This window comes from Candidatus Enterococcus murrayae (assembly GCF_017315985.1).
GTDB lineage: Bacteria > Bacillota > Bacilli > Lactobacillales > Enterococcaceae > Enterococcus_A > Enterococcus_A murrayae.
The window spans coordinates 1-17,799 of the sequence record NZ_JAFLVR010000062.1; the positions used below are offsets into that span (position 1 = coordinate 1).

Below are 17,799 nucleotides of genomic sequence, written 5' to 3' on the forward strand. Positions count from 1 at the left end.
CTTGATTTGACAATTCAAGATAAAAAAAATGCTACGACAATGAGTTTATGTCTGCAGATGATACAATCAAATTTTACGAGGCGATCGCTTTTTGAATTTATATGATTCTATCTAGAATTCTATTCCCAGTTAATTGCTATTTGTTTTTGAACAAATAGCTTTTTTATTTTCTACATGACAGCTCCAGCTTCTGGATCTATGTTGGTTCGTCCGATAACAAAGGCTTTAAGACTAAAGTATGATTGATTATTCGTCCCTACTATTTTAAACTTAGTAAAAACATTAGGAGAATTTCATGAATATTTTAGTTGGTTATTCCCATCCCAACGTGAAGAGCTTTAATTACGCAATTTTAGACTCTTTCAAACAGAATATATCGTCCAAGCATACGGTTAAAATTCTTGATTTATATAAAGAAAATTTTGATCCTGTACTTCATTTTGACGAAAACAATAGACGCAGAGACTTAAAGGAAAATGTATCCACAAAAGAGTATCGAGATGATTTAATATGGGCGGATCATGTGATCTTTATCTATCCAATTTGGTGGAGTGGGATGCCAGCAATACTTAAAGGATATATTGATAGAGTATTTGTTAAAGGCTTTGCCTATGAATATAAAGGGGTCTTGCCTATCGCTTTATTGCCGAATAAAACTGCCACTATAGTGACGACTCACGACACACCCAACATGTACGCCAAAATTTTTCAGCAAGACTATAACAAGGTTCTTAAAAAGCAAGTACTAAAAATGTGTGGCATTAAGACGACTCGATCGATTACTTTACCCTTTCTTCGCAATACCGACGAAAGAAAAAGAAAAGATTTTCTATCAAAAGTGGCCAACTATGCAGCCGCTTTATAATTAACTATTTTGAGACTAGCTTGGCTAGTCTTTTTTCTATGTGTTAGAACCTAAACTCATATTTAGGTTAATCTTCCTTCCCTCTTTCTGACTGAGGTAAGAACAGAGCGAAATAATGTACTATCTCCCCTGCTTATTGATCACGTACGTCTTTTCCCATACCTAACCCTCCGTTTCATTTGGAAATAAGAAGGGCAAAAAAGGCTAACACTCACACCAATAAATACTATGGGTGTGATGCTAACAAGTTTAGCTTTTATCAGAAAGACTTTGAATAACTCAGGGGCTAATGAAGGCACAGAGATGAAACTTGCAGAGCTAGTTATGAAGTCTCAGGGAGAGTTTAGAGAGATCATTGATCCGACTGTTAATAATGAAAGATTACTTGATGATTATGTTAAAGTCCTTGGGGTATAGGATAAGAATTCAAAGAGACTGTTATTTTAATTCTTTATACTTTGCTTGTTGTATTTTATAATCTCATATAGTGGTGAGAAGGATGTATAAGAAATTAAATGCTACCTATAGAAAATATTGGATACTAGCAATGGGAGCCTATCTTTTAACTTGTTTGATAGCTAGTTTTCTTTCCATCTGGTTAAAGTATGATTTTTCTCCATCTAAAAGAGATTTAAAATACTTGTTTTCCAATAATAGTCTCTATATAATCCTCGTTATTTTATTCTTATGTAAAATGAAGCCAGCTTTTTTTAATGGAGCAATCAGAGAATTTCTTAAAGACACAAATACTGATATTAATGAGTTGAGAATTTCCATGGATTCCCAAAAAAAGATATATAAAATAAAGAATGGAAAAATTTATGTCAAAAGGAAATATTAGAGATTAGTAATTAAAGAAATGGAACTGTTACTGAAAAAGAAGAATAGAAAGAAGTAGCATGAAAATACTATAGATAATAGAAAAGGAGGGCTGATTTCCAGCTCTCCATTTTTTTATGTATTAAGTTGTTTTTCAGCCTTATCCAGCCATTCTTTAACTAGCTTTAAATCATCAGCTGTTGCAGTATTTAGAATGAAATTCTTTGCAACAGATTTTTTTGAGCTATATCTCTTTTATTCAATATTTTGGGACTCATATTTTCTGATTGTTCTTATTTGAACATCTGAGGTCTTTCTTTTACCATTGGCTTATCGTCACCAGAGATTGGCGAAGCATCCTCTTGATAATGAGCCCGGATGTGATTACTGGTGGGTAGACAGCTCAAACACTTATGATTGAGCTTCTGCCAAATATCATCAGATTCGAGGAGGCTCTATGTCAAGGCAACCGGAGCAATAGCACGAAGTTTTCATGACCCCTTATAATTTTTGAAAAAACAAGGTTGTCATTCCAGTCCAACTTAACCTATAAAATATCGGGATGTACCACTATTTCTTTGATATAATCATTAAAAACAAATGGGGAATGATCCAACATGTTAAAGAAAATACTCAAACTGTTATCGTTTTATGATAAGCGCTCTTTCTTATTTTTTTTAGTTTTGTTTGTAAATTTATACGCAATTATTAAACTAAAAGATATCCTACATATTGATTTTCCATTATTCTCACTATCTCAGATATTACTAGATTTTTTGGGAGTCACCTCAGCCTTCATTTCTCTAATTGTCATTGCATTAATAGCTACTAGAGATTCCAATCAGTAATTTATCGATTACTTTCCTCATTTCTTAGTGACTACACTAATTTAACAGCAGTTTTTTGTGTGCAGTAGTGTCATCTTCATGAATTAGGTGAGATATTTCTTCCCTCTTTCTGATTAAGGTAAGAACAGAGCGAAATAATGTACTATCTCCCCTGCTTATTGATGAATTTATATTCCGCTCGTTGTAAATTCAATTTTTACAACGGAATACTTCTTTGATATACTGAGAATTATGAGAGGTGATTCTTATGCGAATTAGCACCAAGACATCCATTGCACTGCATTTACTTATCCTACTGGATGTATTTAAAGAGCAAAAGCTTACCAGCGAACTGTTAGCAATGAGTATCGGAAGCAACCCAGTGGTGGTTCGAAATACGTTGGGACGTTTAAAAAAAGCAGGCATAGTAGATGTACAACGAGGAACTGGGGGTGCTGCATTAGTAACGGCTCCAGAAGATATTTCCATTTGGCGTGTTTATCAAGCTGTTGATACAGTTAGCTTGGATGCATTGGTTGGCGTTCATCCAAATCCATCACCTGATTGCCCTGTCGGCAGCAAAATCAATAAACTACTAGAAAAACCCTACTTAGCCATTTCAGATGCCGTTCAAGAAGCAATGTCAAATTATACGTTAAAACAATTGTTAGACGAGTATGAATACTTATCATCAGAAGAAACAGGAGGATGAATTATGAGTGTCTATTCAATGTATTTTAGTCCCACTGGAGGAGTAGAGAAAGTTTTAGACGTTTTGCTTGCAGAAATCCCTTTCGATACTTCTATTGATTTGTCAAAACATGATACAGATTACAGCGCCTATCATTTTGAAAAAGAGGATATCTGTTTCATCGGTGTTCCTGTCTTTGGCGGACGAGTTGCTCCCACTGCCATAGAGCGTGTAAAGCAAACGCAAGCTGATGGCGCGTTAGCTATTATTGTTGCTGTTTTTGGAAACCGCGCTTATGATGACGCTTTATTGGAACTTAAGAACGAAGCAATCGCTTGTGGTTTTGAAGTCGGCGCTGCGATAGCTGCCAATGCAGAACATTCAATTGTTCGACAGTTTGGCACACAACGTCCTGATACAACGGATAAGAAAGAGTTATCTAATTATGCAAATCAGATCAAAGATGTGATTAGGCATCGAGAAAACCTCCATTCATTTGAGGTTCCAGGCAATTATCCTTATAAAGAATACAAGGGAGTTCCAATAAAACCAAAAGTAACCAAGGCTTGTATTGAGTGTGGGATTTGTGCCGAGCAATGTCCGGTGCAAGCGATTCCAATAGATAATCCTTCCTCGCTTGATAAGGAAAAATGTATTTCTTGTATGCGCTGTATTGCTGTTTGTCCAATACAAGCGAGAAAGCTTAATAAAATGCTTTTAGCGGCTGCAGAACAAGGGATGAAAAAATCATGTACCAGCAGAAAGGTAAATGAAATATATATCTAATCAATCACCTGCTCCAAGTTACTTTCACTCGATATTCAGAATTTCAAACGTGAGCAAGAATAATCAGAAGCCGCTATTTGAATTTTCAATTAGTTTTTGACTTGTCGTTCTTGTGAACATTCACTCAAAGATGCCCTGTTTCTTCTATTATAAAAATGATCTAGCTGGTTTCCTCGAAACCACACTAGATCATTTTTTTGCTTAAGTTAGAATTTCATCCAGGTCTTCCCTCTCTGAAAACCTTTCAAATCAACTGTTATAAAAGTAGCAGCAATCGATCGATATTTCGTCGGATAACGTAATTATTTCCCATCATTGATTCACGCCTTGAAGACATATTTTTATTCTGTTATTATTACTACAAGGAGGGATTTTTTGAAATAGAACAAGAAAAAGGATATTAATTGGACATGGATTTGTTTATTTTTTACTTTTTTGTGTTGGGTTTCATTATGAATAAGTTGTTTTGGATAGCATCATTTCTTTTTTTGCTAGCTGCATTTATAGAAATCAGATCAAAAAAAATTTGAGGTACTTCGGTATCTCTTTTTTTATACTTGATAGTCCTAGGTTGTCTCTTCCTTGTCTCTGATTAAGGTAAAAACAAATTGAAATAATGTACTATCCCACCTGCTTATTGATGAATTTTTCAGCAGAAATTTCTGCTAACTTTGTATTAACCTTCACATAATCTGATTCGGTCCATCTAGTATTCACATAGACAAATTGTAGAAATTGATTCGTCAGACCGAATATATAAAATCCAGCTGCCTTCTGGTTTGATTCTACAAAGCTTTAGACTCGCCTCAACCGCTATTTCGTCCGATAGCGTAGTTTATACTGAAATTCGTAAAATAATATTTTCACTCAAGTTAGTGCTTATGATATGCTAAATTAAAATATATTAGAAAATAGGTGAGAAATTGAATCGTAGAATAGGAATGATCTCTTCCATAACCACATTGACTTGCGTTGTTTTATTTGCCATTTTTATGTTGCTAAATTTATCTTCTGCCGCTTACTCTATTTGCATATTATTAGCCCTTAGCTATGTCTCAATGGTTTCAGCATTTAATAGTTTCACTAAAAAAGAATTCGAAGCTGCAAAATTTGCTAGCTTATCCTTTGCAATTATCTATGCCGTTTTTGTTTTAATAGTTTATTACGCGCAAATAACAACCTTAATAAAAGCCAATTTGACTGATGAAATTACATTTTTGATCGACTATAAAAAGTTCGGATTATTTTTTTCATATAACTTATTCGGATACGCTATTCTTTCTATCTCAACCTTTTTCTTGGGTTTGACTGTTTCGATTAAAAATAAAACTGACAAATTATTGAAAAAGCTTTTGCTAATTCATGGTGTCTTTAGTACAGTTGCGTTCATTCCTGTATTTGGGATATTTGAAACAGGATCTCCTGGTTCAGAACTTATGGGCATTGCTGCATTAGAGGTATGGTGTGTCTATTTCGTGCCTATCTGTATCCTCAGTTTTAACCATTTTAGAGAAATAGAAAACTGACTTTTGTCAGTTTCTTGCTTTTCCATAAAAGGTTAATGATAGCTCCAGCTGCTGGAGCTACGTCAGTTTGTCCAAGTGCAGAAGTTTCAGTCCTCTTTAAGCACTATTACCGTATAACCTCTAAAAACAGACTTTCTATATCTTATTGTAAACTCTTGATCGTAAGAAAAATAAGGTGCACTATCATAATTTGTTTTTATATAATTTCCACAAAAAACAATACCCTCAGGATTTTTTTCCGATTCAAAGAGACGATTTTTAAATACTAACTGATGGGAATAGATATTTTTATAACCTCTGTTTATTTCTTCCCTGTACTTAGACAAATGTATTTCTTTTCCAAGCAATAACGTAACTAAATGGTTCAATTTTAAAATAAGTAAAACTACTAGTAAGAGTATAAATAGAGGATGAACCTACTTTCTTCAAACATCATTTTTTCCTTCCAGTTACTATTTGATTAAAGTTTTCCTTTTATTTTCAAGTTACTTTGCACTATCTAACAAAGTAATTCCAACACCATTATAAATGGTATCAAGCTAAGATGAGTAATCTGCTTCCCAAATTGATAGGCTTTTAAAATTCTATCATAGCATTCCTATAAATAACGCAACTAGTAAAATATATCGTATTGCATTTTACTCTGCTTTTCGGGAGTTTACTCATTTGCGATGTTTTCATCTCCTAAATATGATTATAGCCATCCGATTACCAAAATTTCCGCTCTAGTAATTATTAGTAAGAAAATGTACACTTTTACTAATTAATAAACTGAAAGGATCTCCTGATATGAAAAATAAAACTTTCCTTTTAAAGAAAATTGGACTAGCAATTGTTCTGCTAGTGCTAGGTTATTTAGCAGCAATATTTGTTTCTAAGGTGCTTTTGCATAGGTAAAATTTTTTATCATTTTTGTCTGTTGCTGCATAAACCTTATGCAGTTTTTTCGTTTACAAAAAGTCCGCTGCTATCCTTATTGTCAACTCAGTTAAGTGAAAGTTCGATCACTGTCTCATCAGTTTAAGGAGGTCTTTTTATGTCTTCGATTATTCATCCTTTTATGGAAATCGTCGGTCTTCTATTGCTTATTAGCGGACTTCAGTTGATTCGTGGTAAATGGTTATTCCTGATCGCCGGCTACAACACCATGACTAAGGAAGAAAAGAAACAGTATGACGGGCATCAATTAGGAAAGCTCGTCGGTTCGTTTCTAGTTTATCTTTCCTTGGTGTGTTTGGTTTCCAATTTATTGTCCGCAAAGCTTCTGATTGCAATGATTATTTTGCCGACTATTCCTGTAGTGGTTATTGCCAATACGTCGAAAAAAATTAGAAGGTAGAATGAAGGATACCGCATTTTTGGTTACTTTTTGTTCTCATCCGCCAACGGTATTAACCATTAAAAAACCTTTATCATAAGAGCATTCAAGAATCTTGAATAAAATGTAGATAAGAACACCCTCGTTTTATTGTGTTAGATCTGTGAACTGGCTTATTATTCGTCATAATATTCTGGCTCTAAGTCAAATAATGTTGTTTTATTCAAATTACCTTAAGGGGACGCCTCGGCGTTTCTTTTTTTTAGATTATTAAAATACTTCACAAAGATTCCGATGGTTTAGCACTCGCTCTCCCACTTCCCCATCCAATAGAACGCCGATTACTACGAAAGATATATCTCAAAAAAAGACGCGACAAGTTATTGTCGAAGAAATTCTTTAGTTCACGATGAAATTTTCTCTCCATTAAAAAAGAACAACCCATCTGGGCTGTCCTCTAGACGATATATTTATTTTTTATGCTCTCTATTTCTTGAATACTCAGGGTTGTGGCCTCTGAGATTTGCTTAACCGATAAATTCATTTTAAGTAGATTCATTGCAATCTCCTGTTGTTTCTTTGCTGCACCTTTTTGGGTCCCGATTCTTGAAACGTACCCTATGTCAAGGACACTTTAAAAAAAGGGAGATAACTTTTCAGGTAGATATTGCTATAGCTACTTAACTATTTTTAGGTGGTGTGATTCCTTTTAATGGATACTTTCCCGTTGTTATGTATTGATAGTATTCATTAGGGGATAACTTAGCTAATTGCCATTGATAGCGTTCATTATTATAATAGGTCATCCAATTATCTATAATTGCTTTTACTTCATCAAACCCTGTATATTGACTAATATCTATTTCGTCTTTCATATGACCATAGAAACTCTCTTGAGGAGCATTATCCCAACAATTCCCTCGACGCGACATTGATTGTCTCATGTTTTTGTCTTTTACTAGTTGAATAAAGCTGTAGCTCGTATAGTGAAACCCCTGATCACTGTGAATTAAAGTTTCCATCGTCAAAGTTTCACCGTGATTTTCCATCATTTGATCAATTGTTTCTAAAACAAAATCCACTTCCAGCGATTTACTGAGAACATATGCTAGTACTTGCTTGGTATAAGCATCCAGGATCGTTGATAGATAACAGAATCCCTCATTATACGGAATATATGTAATATCTGTTAGAAGCACAGCTCTTGCACCGTGCGCTGTGAATTCCTGGTTTAATAGATTTTCTGCTACATTGCTTGTTTTTAATGCCTTAGCCATTCTTCGATATGGATTTGCCTTGCGTACAGGGCAAATTAATCCATACTTTTTCATTAAGCGCCTTATTTTTTTAACATTCATCACTATTGGCGGTGTTTGATGTAATAAATTCATATGTATACTACGTGCACCTTTGGCATACCCTCGGCAATTATAGGCTTTTAAAATTTTTTCAAAATCGGCTTTATCATTATCCTCTTTTTCTTTGCGCTTAGGTGCATTTTCTACCCAGCGATAATAACCAGAGCGTGATACCCCTGCAATTTCGCAAAGCATAACGACGGACAATACATTGTCTTCTTGAGTCAACATCTCATGGATAACCTCAAACTTACGGCTAGATTCGCTCATGTTTTGTCGATTCATTTTGAATTGTTGATTTTTGTAATTTTTTTTAGAAATTCGACTTCTTGGCGCAAGTATAAAAGTTCGCGTTGTATTTGTTTTAATGATTGTGGTGAAAGATCTTCTTGTAATTGAATTTTTTTAATAGCTACTCGTTTACTGTGATCTTCACCTTCTTTAAAACCTTCTCCTGACATTGCTTGATGTTTTATTCTTTGAACAAGACTATCGATTCGTTTTTGAGGAAACATGGATACATCGTATCCAAAATCGCTAATAATTTTTCTCGGTGCATTTCCAGCTTGATAACTAATCCAGAAATCTTTTTTAAATTTTGCAGTAAAGTACATTTTTTTTGAGGTGACCTTTAAAGTGTATTCATTAGACTCTAGTTCTTTTATTTGCTTCTTGGTATACTCTCTCATTTCTTCTCTCCTACTAGATGCTTTGTTATATATTAACATCTTCCCGAAGATATTTTCTGTGTCCACTTTAGTGGGAACACCCCTTTGTCTAAGTGTCTACTTTAAGGGAACCCTCTTTCTAAATCTGTCTACTTTATAGGGTATATTTTATCTCTCACCTTTTTCTATACCCTTTTCCATACCTTTTTCTATACCTCTCTCGATTCCTTCTTCCAACGCTTTCCGCTTCTCCATACGATGGCTTTAAAGGTAGCTTCGGCCTTTTCCATTTTCATAATCATTGTCTGTTCGCTCCTTTCGAGGTTATGATAGTCGACTTTTTGTTTTGCTTCTTTGATGTATTCAGGGGCGTTCTCTAAGACTTCTCCTTCTTTTAGAAAAAACTGCCAATGATAAGCGGCACTGGTACGATCAATATTCTTATTTCTTAGGCTTAGAAAACAGAGAATCAAAAGTTCTTTTCCTTCATCATTCACAAAGGGGGTATAAGACTGTTCCTCCAATAAATGATATCTTTGCAGGGCATTGGCATCTTTTGACGCTGGATAGAAATCCACGATATTGATCCCATAAGCTGGGTACAAGCTGGAATAGTTACTTTCTTTTTCTTTAGAATTTGGTTTCCTGCCAAAAGGCGCTCGGTATGCTTCTGTTAAGTAAAATAGGGCTCTCGCGTTGAAGTAATCTTGGTTCTGAACCTGACATTCGATAGTCGTACGGCTGCCATCGTCAGCTTCGGCTAAGACATCCACTTCGGTATAGAGGACTTTCTTTTCCTTTTTGGCTTCTTTTTGCTGTTTTTCATAGTTCTCAATATAGCTGTCGATATGATAGGTCTGTTTTGGCTTCAGTGACTTGAACTCAATGCCGAGGAGGTCTTTGACAAAGGCTTTTAGGATGTGCTGGGAATCTTCCGATGTTAAGAATTTTTTAAAAAGTAAATCGTTCGTTGGCAAGAATTTTTGCATAGAATATCGCTCCCTTTCAGATGGTCACGCTTGCCTGAAAAGAGCTTTTCTTCGCTCCTATTATATCACGGCAAATGGCGTACTATCAAAGTTCTTCTTTGATAAGATACGCAAAAAGGAAACCTTTCTCTCGCACATTAAACCCAACGATTTTGGTTCATCATTTTTCAAACCACATCCATCCATTGAAATTTATAGCTATTGCAACTGATTTATGTATTATCGTATTCTTTTAAAAGATGAAAAAGGAACTATTCGCTGCCTAATCTTAGGTAGATTTACCAATTTTTTTAGTCCCAACTTCTTTTTTGTTTAAACATACATGATAAGTTCACGAACTATGAACGTTCACCGTTAAAGGAATTAGCCGCTACTCTTGTGACTCGCATTTTTCTCTGATAAACTATTTCTGAGTTGATACATCATCGAAAATGTATTCCAATCAGCTTATTGACCGCTAATCACACTCCTTCGAGTCGTGGCGGTCTTTTCTCTTTTGATAGAAAAAACGTCTCAATAAAATATATTTTTCAAAGAGGAGTAACTATTTTGAAAAAAATTAAAATTTTTTAGTCCAAACATTTATTGGGATTATTGTATTTAGCTATATATTCCTAAAAAAATATCTTACTTTCTATTTTTGGAATCCCTTATTTGCTCAACACAATATTCCAAATAGTTACAGTAGCTCCAGAATGCACAGGTCTATTCGACATACTGTATATTTTGGTGACGAAATATCTTTTGCTATTGCTTTCTTTTTTATTGGTACAGGAATCAATATCCTTCTCTATAATTTTTTGAAAAAAGACAGAGGAGTCTCGAAAAAAATTTGCTATACAATCCAATTAATCATCGTTGTTGTGGCCTTAATAAAACTATATACGAGTAAATTTTTCTTACTGTTTTAAATTTGCTCAGAAAATGTGAACAAGGAGATGGCTATATCAATATTTTTCTCCGCAACAGCCCATCTTCATGAATAAACTTGTATTGTCTTTTCTAGAGCTCCAGCTAGATTCAAAATTGACTTACAAAATTTAGAGTTCATCTTCTGTCATTCTTTTGTTTCTTATGACTTGTTCTATTTTTAGGTCTATATTGTTCTAAACCTCTAGTGGTACAATGAACCAAAAAGGAGTTTTTACTTTGAAACGCTCAACAATCAAGCTGTATTCTTTCTTTTTTGTATTCTCGATTACTTTTATTTTATTCGTGAACGAGTCTTACATTCATAATTCATTCATTGATAAGCTTTTGGACTATATTGCTTCACCAATACTCGTAGGTGTCATCTTCTTTATGCTCGATTCTCTAAAAAAAAGAAGCGAATAAAGCATATAAATGCGAACTTTCTTCTTTGAGATACGGAAAAAAAGCAAATTATATAGATTTTCTCTACAAATTCGCTTTTCTCGAAAAAATTCAACTGTGAAAATTACCTAAGCTTTTTATTGATCACCAGCAAAATAATCGTCAATATAAGACTTTATTTCTTCATAGTCTTTTTTCATAAACAATGCAGCAGGTATTTCGATTATTGGTAGATTATTCTCATTTTCAAAAGGCGTAAACGGTTTAGGAACCACCAAATAGTCAACAGTGTCTTTATCCCTAATGTAATCAATAGAAACGTCATAATACTTTGAAAAATAGGCTTTCAAGCTCTCGTTATTCCTAATAGCTGGCGCAGCGAATATTGAACCATAGTTTATCCCTGTACTGACTGTTAGTACAAAACAAATTTTCTTCATGATACCTCCCCCTTTACTAATAACTATACGGGAACAAACGAAAATTATAAAGCGTTTTCATTAATTACCTATGCTTCTCAATTGAATTTCACACTATGAGAACGCCTCTAAAAAGCAACTACAAATTAGATGAAACAACAGCTATTTCATCTAATTACGGAACTCTTTTTATTAACGATTCTGTTACAATTTTTGCGGCATACCCTTGTAGGCAATTTGATTTAATTGACCAGGCAAATAGAGCCAGTAGTTATTAAGCTATAGACCTGTATTTTTGCAAAAAAAAACCGTTTAAACGGTTTTAGTCTAGATATGATTTAATTATTTTTTCAAAATCCTTATTGATCATTGAATTGAAAGCAATATTGATAAGTTGCTCTGAATCATTGTTTAATAATAAAACTGCGTAATAAGATGGAAGAGAACCTTTTGGTTTAACTTTTTTATAGGATATTGATTTGATACTATCTTTGTCAATTATCTGATTATTCTTTAATGAAATTGCATTTTCATAGATAATAACATTGTCAGCTCTCTTGAAGATAAGTATATATAAGCCAATGAGAATAGATATTAAGCCAAAGATTATAAGTACTATTGGTGTATAAATAAAATTAGATCCTACAATCATTGCAATGCCAAGTAATAGAAAAACAATTCCATTTTTTAAACTGTCAGTTTTAGATTTAAATAAAATGTCCCCTTTGCTGTCCATGAAATCACCCCCTAACTTGAAAAGAGTATCACAAGTTTAATACTAAGTAAATAACTTGAAAATAACTAAAAACCACAAAATACTCTAAAGTTCAGCAGATATCAATGTGATAGTTGGTTGTTATCTGCTGAACTTAGTATTGGAAATTAGGAAGAATAATTACTTCATTTTATTTTGCATACTTAGAGTACTCAGTCTAGTTATAACTAGTGTACAATCAAGCGGTAAAATGACTTGCTGTATGTTGTAATTTTAAACATAAGAGAACTCTCCAGACTTTTTATTCCGACGCCTTAAGTCTATCAGAGAGTTCTCTTTGTTTAGTAGAAAATCAATGCTTCTTTCTACTATTTATTTTTTTGAGCTGGACCTATATCCCAGTCACTTTTCTCTTAAGTTTTGAACTTAATTTAGCTAAATAATTTTGCTTGAATAAATTCTACCATCAAAGCCCACGCTTTTTTTGATTGATCTTCATGAAATTCATCAAACCATTTATGTGTAAAACCGTGCATCGTATCCTTAAATTCTTTATATTCTACTTCAACACCACTTTTAAGTAACTTCTGTGCAAACTCTGCTTCCTCCTGCTTCAAAGAATCATATTCAGCCGAGATAATAAGAGCAGAAGGAAATATACTCCCATTAGCATTAATTGGTGAAGCTAACGGATTTGCTGTGTCTTCATTCTTATTAAAATACCAATTAAAATACTCTTCCATTCTAGAAACAGGAATTGATTTATCTTTGTCATTTGTCTTTCTATATGATGGCGGTGTATCCTGTCTCAAAACAGCATAATCTGCAATCAGTCCCTTAATATTAAGTCTTTTTTGAGCGTCGTTTAACACACATAGTGCTGCTGAAATATAGCCTCCTGCGCTATGGCCCATTAATAGAACATTGTTTTTTTGAAGATTATATATTTCACTATTATCAAGAACCTGGTTAATAAAATCATAGGATGAAAGTATCGGTACTGGGAACTTGTACTCAGGCGCAACTACATAATCAACGTTGATAACCGCTACTCGAGCCTTATTTGCAATCTCTTGACAATAAATTCCATCCTGTTCACAATACCTTAGTACCATCCCGCCGCCATGGAAGTTAAAGACAACAGGCAAATTGGTTTCATAATCGTATCCTTCAGGTCTATAGATATATCCATCTATATAGCCACAGTGTTTAGAAAAATAAGAAATCTTCTCAATATCATCCTTTAGTCTTTCTTCTTTTATCATGTCACAATACTTTTCTTCTTTTTTCAGTCTATAGTCAAAAATTGTTTTGTCTTCATCCAGCATTCGTTATATTTCCCCCATCCAATTAAAAACTAATGGTAACCACATACCAATATATCTATTTATATCATCCGTTTTATTCGCATATTGCTTATTCCCACAGGCCAATCCATGTCGCCCCTGTCTAAAAAGATGATATTCACATGGCAGTCCAAAATCTTGAATTTTTTTTACTAAAGAAGTTGTATGTTTCGCATTCGTAACAGCATCTTCAGTAGTATGCCAGATAAATAACTCCGGAATATCTGATTGCAAATAGTTTTCAACCTCTAATTCTTTACTTTGTTCTAAAGTTGGACTGATGCTTTTGTGCAGGCATTTATTCATCATGTCCTTTTGAAATTTGGATAATTCACTATTCGTAAAATGATCCATTCTGGCATTCAGCATGGGATAGCACAAAATACTTCCTCTAGGTTTCAACTCTTTTGATTTTGGCACAAATTTTAATTTGCTGACTAATTCCTCATCATTCCACCTAAAAGCCTCCATAGCAACGATATGTGCTCCTGCTGAGAAACCAATTGTAAAAATGTGATCTTTGTCTATATACCATTCCTCAGAATTCTCCTGGATAAGAAGCAGCGTTTCCATGAGCTCAAGTATTTGAGAGGGATAATAACCGTTGTCGTTTATATCAGCTAACTCTTTGTAGCAAGCCTCTCGACTTTTAATAAACGTAGAGTATCTTAATACAAAACAAGCATACCCTTGGGATAAAAATTGCATTGCCACGGCTTCCCCTTCTTTGATCGCAGAAATCATATAGCCTCCTCCAGGGCAAATAACTACTGCTGGCCACTTTCTATTAACTTCGTATGAGATGATTGGATCCGGGATGTACGCCTCAACAAATGCGGTATCATTCAATTCTATTTTTTTATGAAACATGTTTACCTCTCTAATCCAGGCTCGTCTTTTTCAAAACCGAAAAAATAAGTACAAACAGCAGCCACAACAAGTGCAATCAACGAAGCGATTACGCCATTATATATATTACTTGTAGATTTTCCTACGAAAGCTAGTGTTGCCGTCACACTAGATGAAGGAACTAGTGTTGCAGAGATTACCTTAGTGAGCCCTCCATACAGCCCGCCTGCAAAGCCTCCTGCTATCAATCCTATAAAAGGTTTTTTATAACGAGTGCATATCCCATAGATTACAGGCTCAGAAGTTCCAGCAACGATAGCAGTTATTGCATAGCTAGCTGCTAAAGATTTTTGTGACTTGTCTTTTAATCTGAAGAAAGCACCTAGCGCGACTCCCATTACAGAAAAACTAGCATAGCAAAGAGCTGGGCCTGCGAAGCCATCCCATCCCTGCGTAGCAAAGATTTGGAAGAGAGCCGTAATGAGTACCATGTGCATACCAGTCATTACAAGAATTGGATACAAAGCTGAGATAATCGCTATACCTAGAAATCCAATATAATTTTGTAACCCTAAAAGTCCGTTTACAACATAGTTTCCTAGAAATGCTCCTGCTGGGCCAATGAGACACAAAGATAGTGGTAACATAACAAATATGGTAAATGCAGGTGCAAAAACACTTCTTATCGAGCTATGAATATACTTATTAAAGAATTTCTCTACATAGCTCATTACCCATACAGAAAGGATAGTTGGAATGATTGTTCCACTGTAATCCAACATATAAACAGGTAGTCCAAAAACGGTGAATTTAGCCCCCTCTGTCACCATTTGAATAAGGGTTGGGTGAATTAAAATTGCCCCTAATAAGATACCTAGGACTGGTGTAACACCAAATTTTTTAGCCGCAGAATAGCCTACAATTACTGGAAAAAAGTAGAAACCAGCGTCTCCTACAAATGTCAGCAGAGTAAAAATATCGCTTTCTACTGGGAGTAAATTTAACAAATCTGGTCCTAAAATAGCAGTAAACATTTTGAACAGGGCACAAGCAACTATTGCGGGAATAACAGGTCCCATTGTTCCAGAAAGACCATCAAGAATTCCTAAACCTAAGGATTTGAAGCCATTCCTTTTACTTTTATCAGGTAAAACTTCAAGCTCGTTCTCTTCTGTCCCTTCATTTAAGATAATAGTTACCTCATCAAAAACATTATTGACATCGGCTCCAATGATGATTTGCAGCTGATCTCCCACTTTCATAACCCCGAGTACCCTAGGCACTTCTTTTAACCTCTCAATATTCACTAAATCAAAATTCTTTATATTAAAACGGACTCTAGTTGCGCAGTGTAATGCATTAGAAATATTCGTTTTTCCACCAGAAAGTTCAATAATACTTTTAGCTGTGTCTTTAAATTTATCTGACATGATTTTCCTCCAAATTCTTAAGCATGGCCTGTGCTCATTATTGTTAACGTTTACACCACTAATAGTAAACTCGTTTACCTTTCAAGTCAACATGTTTACTTAAAATAATAAAAAAAAAACTAAAAACAGTATCCTTAAAAAGAATAGTGTCTTTAGTCTCATTCACTCGTTTTATGTTGTTTGTTTTTCAATCAATGCAACAGGTATAATAATTTGTTTGTTAGGTATATCAGAGGTTTCATTACTCTCTTTTTCAATGATATCAATCAAAGACGATACTGCTTCATGTGCAATTTGATTTGTATTTTCAGATATCATTGTTATCTCCGGAAAGCTATAGGAGCTTAATATCTGACTTCCGTAGGTAACAATTTTCAGATCTTCGGGAACACTAATCCCCAAGGATTTACAGACTTTTAAACACTGAATAGCCAGAGTATAGGATTCAACAAAAATACCATCTGCCTCAGGATTCTCGATAAACATTTGAGTGATTACACTTGGTACATCTTTGTTTCTTTCATTAATTCCAGTAAAATAAGACCTGAGTTTCTTATCGTTTTTTTCTAATTCTTCAGCAAATCCTTTGTATCGATCATCATTATATTCTCCTACCTGATAGGCGGATATATATAATAAGTTCTTACAGTTCTTCATAATTAAGTGCTTAGCTGCAATTACTCCTGCCAAATGATTATCTGACTTAATCACTGGTATGCTTTCAGAAAGCTGATGTCCAATAGTTACGATTGGAAGATTTTCATCTATAGGTAAATTGGCATCATTTGTAAAACTCCCATAAATTATTCCGCTAATTCTTTTTTCTCTTAATTCTTCAAAAAAAAGTTCTTCTTTTTCTTTATCATACAAAGAACTACAAATCATCAAACTATAACCAAAACTATAGGCAGCTTGTTCTAACAATGAGACTAGAACACTGTAATAAGCAATATGCCCTGTGGGGAAAACAGCTCCTATTGTTTTAAAAAACTTTTCGTCTAAAATTTGATTCTCTCCAGGTATTGAGTAACCCCATTCTTTTGCGACTCTGAATACTTTTTCCTTTGTACTATCGTTAAACTTGCCTTTTCGATTAAGTATCCTAGAAACGGCTGCTTTAGAAATACCAACTTCATCAGCTATATCTTGTATTGTTGCCATATTTTCACCTTCTTTAGTAAACTTTGTTTACTTCATCAGAGTTAGTATATCATACCTCTTATAAGAATTAGCAGAACAATTTTTCATAACTATGTTAAACGCCCATGCATTGCAATCTTGGTGCAATCGATTGCTTAAGAAAAGGGATCTGATTTCTTGCTACAACAGCATTTCATCTTCTCACGATCAGCTGTAAAATTGCTAAAAAAGACGGGGCGCTTTGCCCGTCTTTTACGCTATCAGTTAGTCCTTGTCCCTTTGAAATATTATTGTGCTTTTCTAAGCAGGTCATCAATAAAATCATCTGGAATAGTTTCAACAAAGTTATAGTCTCTACGATCGCTACCAGCTAACCATGAAGAACTTTTCAGTTGTTTTACACTCATAAGAAGAGAAACCTAGATGATTCTCTCATTTACCGGCTTTTTTATAACAATCTTGACTGGAGTACATCTTCCTCCGTTACAGTCACTTTCAGATACACTGCACGCTGCCACAGCCAACAAAGCATCCATTTCAGCTCTTAAAACAATTTTATCTCCTGCTTTAGATTTAGGGGGCTCCACAGAAATTTTTCCATCTGGTAATATTTTAGTATACATAAATATATTAAAAGGCGTAATTTCTTCCTTACGAATATCAAAGGTTTCAAGAAGGGCCTTATTAATATTTGATAAACAGCTAGGATGATTCTCACCTGTTTTGTAAAAGAAATCAT

At 34.3% G+C, this 17,799-nt stretch carries 15 protein-coding genes; 5 read left to right on the forward strand and 10 right to left on the reverse strand.

Annotated elements, in window-relative coordinates; genetic code table 11:
* Positions 1 to 295: 295 nt before the first annotated feature.
* From JZO85_RS19580 to JZO85_RS19600, 5 genes are all read left to right on the forward strand, one after another.
* Complete coding sequence (locus JZO85_RS19580; RefSeq protein ID WP_207110201.1) at positions 296 to 865, forward strand: NAD(P)H-dependent oxidoreductase; 570 nt, start codon at positions 296 to 298, stop codon at positions 863 to 865.
* Positions 866 to 2,779: 1,914 nt separating this feature from the next.
* A complete protein-coding gene (locus JZO85_RS19585; protein WP_207110202.1) occupies positions 2,780 to 3,223 on the forward strand; it encodes an Rrf2 family transcriptional regulator in 444 nt (147 codons plus the stop codon).
* A gap of 3 nt (positions 3,224 to 3,226) precedes the next feature.
* Complete coding sequence (locus JZO85_RS19590; RefSeq protein ID WP_207110203.1) at positions 3,227 to 3,988, forward strand: 4Fe-4S binding protein; 762 nt, start codon at positions 3,227 to 3,229, stop codon at positions 3,986 to 3,988.
* Positions 3,989 to 4,911: 923 nt separating this feature from the next.
* Positions 4,912 to 5,514 (forward strand): hypothetical protein, encoded by a 603-nt coding sequence (locus JZO85_RS19595; protein ID WP_207110204.1) that lies wholly within the window; start codon positions 4,912 to 4,914, stop codon positions 5,512 to 5,514.
* Positions 5,515 to 6,550: 1,036 nt separating this feature from the next.
* Positions 6,551 to 6,853: a DUF3784 domain-containing protein gene (locus JZO85_RS19600; protein ID WP_207110205.1), complete on the forward strand. Its 303-nt coding sequence runs from the start codon at positions 6,551 to 6,553 to the stop codon at positions 6,851 to 6,853.
* A gap of 659 nt (positions 6,854 to 7,512) precedes the next feature.
* On the opposite strand, the gene JZO85_RS19605 is transcribed toward JZO85_RS19600, so the two are convergent.
* The 10 genes from JZO85_RS19605 to JZO85_RS19650 all read right to left on the reverse strand — a co-directional run.
* Positions 7,513 to 8,475: an IS3 family transposase gene (locus JZO85_RS19605; RefSeq protein ID WP_207110206.1), complete on the reverse strand. Its 963-nt coding sequence runs from the start codon at positions 8,473 to 8,475 to the stop codon at positions 7,513 to 7,515.
* Positions 8,472 to 8,879, reverse strand: coding sequence for an HTH domain-containing protein (locus JZO85_RS19610; protein WP_207110207.1), 408 nt, complete (start codon positions 8,877 to 8,879; stop codon positions 8,472 to 8,474). The genes JZO85_RS19605 and JZO85_RS19610 overlap by 4 nt, the downstream gene beginning before the upstream one ends.
* A gap of 188 nt (positions 8,880 to 9,067) precedes the next feature.
* Positions 9,068 to 9,847, reverse strand: coding sequence for an Rpn family recombination-promoting nuclease/putative transposase (locus tag JZO85_RS19615; protein WP_207110208.1), 780 nt, complete (start codon positions 9,845 to 9,847; stop codon positions 9,068 to 9,070).
* A gap of 1,451 nt (positions 9,848 to 11,298) precedes the next feature.
* On the reverse strand, positions 11,299 to 11,601 hold the full coding sequence (locus tag JZO85_RS19620) for a hypothetical protein (RefSeq protein ID WP_207110209.1): 303 nt from the start codon (positions 11,599 to 11,601) through the stop codon (positions 11,299 to 11,301).
* Between the two features lie 301 nt (positions 11,602 to 11,902).
* Positions 11,903 to 12,316 carry a hypothetical protein gene (locus tag JZO85_RS19625; protein ID WP_207110210.1) on the reverse strand — a complete coding sequence of 138 codons (414 nt, stop codon included), beginning with the start codon at positions 12,314 to 12,316 and terminating at the stop codon, positions 11,903 to 11,905.
* A 410-nt stretch (positions 12,317 to 12,726) separates the two neighbouring features.
* The gene (locus JZO85_RS19630; RefSeq protein WP_207110211.1) at positions 12,727 to 13,623 is read right to left on the reverse strand and encodes an alpha/beta hydrolase; all 897 of its coding nucleotides are present in this window, start codon (positions 13,621 to 13,623) and stop codon (positions 12,727 to 12,729) included.
* Positions 13,624 to 13,626: 3 nt separating this feature from the next.
* Positions 13,627 to 14,511 carry an alpha/beta hydrolase gene (locus JZO85_RS19635; RefSeq protein WP_207110212.1) on the reverse strand — a complete coding sequence of 295 codons (885 nt, stop codon included), beginning with the start codon at positions 14,509 to 14,511 and terminating at the stop codon, positions 13,627 to 13,629.
* Positions 14,512 to 14,513: 2 nt separating this feature from the next.
* Positions 14,514 to 15,920: a PTS transporter subunit EIIC gene (locus JZO85_RS19640; RefSeq protein ID WP_207110213.1), complete on the reverse strand. Its 1,407-nt coding sequence runs from the start codon at positions 15,918 to 15,920 to the stop codon at positions 14,514 to 14,516.
* A gap of 171 nt (positions 15,921 to 16,091) precedes the next feature.
* Positions 16,092 to 17,081, reverse strand: coding sequence for a substrate-binding domain-containing protein (locus JZO85_RS19645; protein ID WP_207110214.1), 990 nt, complete (start codon positions 17,079 to 17,081; stop codon positions 16,092 to 16,094).
* A 398-nt stretch (positions 17,082 to 17,479) separates the two neighbouring features.
* Positions 17,480 to 17,799, reverse strand: a 320-nt coding sequence (locus JZO85_RS19650; RefSeq protein ID WP_207110215.1) for a DUF1989 domain-containing protein, incomplete at its 5' end; no start/stop codon positions are given.

Bases quoted from the DNA above. Each gene is read 5' to 3' on its own strand.
- JZO85_RS19580 (WP_207110201.1), top strand. From the start codon at position 296: ATGAATATTTTAGTTGGTTATTCCCATCCCAACGTGAAGAGCTTTAAT.
- JZO85_RS19585 (WP_207110202.1), top strand. From the start codon at position 2,780: ATGCGAATTAGCACCAAGACATCCATTGCACTGCATTTACTTATCCTA.
- JZO85_RS19590 (WP_207110203.1), top strand. From the start codon at position 3,227: ATGAGTGTCTATTCAATGTATTTTAGTCCCACTGGAGGAGTAGAGAAA.
- JZO85_RS19600 (WP_207110205.1), top strand. From the start codon at position 6,551: ATGTCTTCGATTATTCATCCTTTTATGGAAATCGTCGGTCTTCTATTG.
- JZO85_RS19605 (WP_207110206.1), bottom strand. From the start codon at position 8,475: ATGAATCGACAAAACATGAGCGAATCTAGCCGTAAGTTTGAGGTTATC.
- JZO85_RS19610 (WP_207110207.1), bottom strand. From the start codon at position 8,879: ATGAGAGAGTATACCAAGAAGCAAATAAAAGAACTAGAGTCTAATGAA.
- JZO85_RS19615 (WP_207110208.1), bottom strand. From the start codon at position 9,847: ATGCAAAAATTCTTGCCAACGAACGATTTACTTTTTAAAAAATTCTTA.
- JZO85_RS19620 (WP_207110209.1), bottom strand. From the start codon at position 11,601: ATGAAGAAAATTTGTTTTGTACTAACAGTCAGTACAGGGATAAACTAT.
- JZO85_RS19625 (WP_207110210.1), bottom strand. From the start codon at position 12,316: ATGGACAGCAAAGGGGACATTTTATTTAAATCTAAAACTGACAGTTTA.
- JZO85_RS19630 (WP_207110211.1), bottom strand. From the start codon at position 13,623: ATGCTGGATGAAGACAAAACAATTTTTGACTATAGACTGAAAAAAGAA.
- JZO85_RS19635 (WP_207110212.1), bottom strand. From the start codon at position 14,511: ATGTTTCATAAAAAAATAGAATTGAATGATACCGCATTTGTTGAGGCG.
- JZO85_RS19640 (WP_207110213.1), bottom strand. From the start codon at position 15,920: ATGTCAGATAAATTTAAAGACACAGCTAAAAGTATTATTGAACTTTCT.
- JZO85_RS19645 (WP_207110214.1), bottom strand. From the start codon at position 17,081: ATGGCAACAATACAAGATATAGCTGATGAAGTTGGTATTTCTAAAGCA.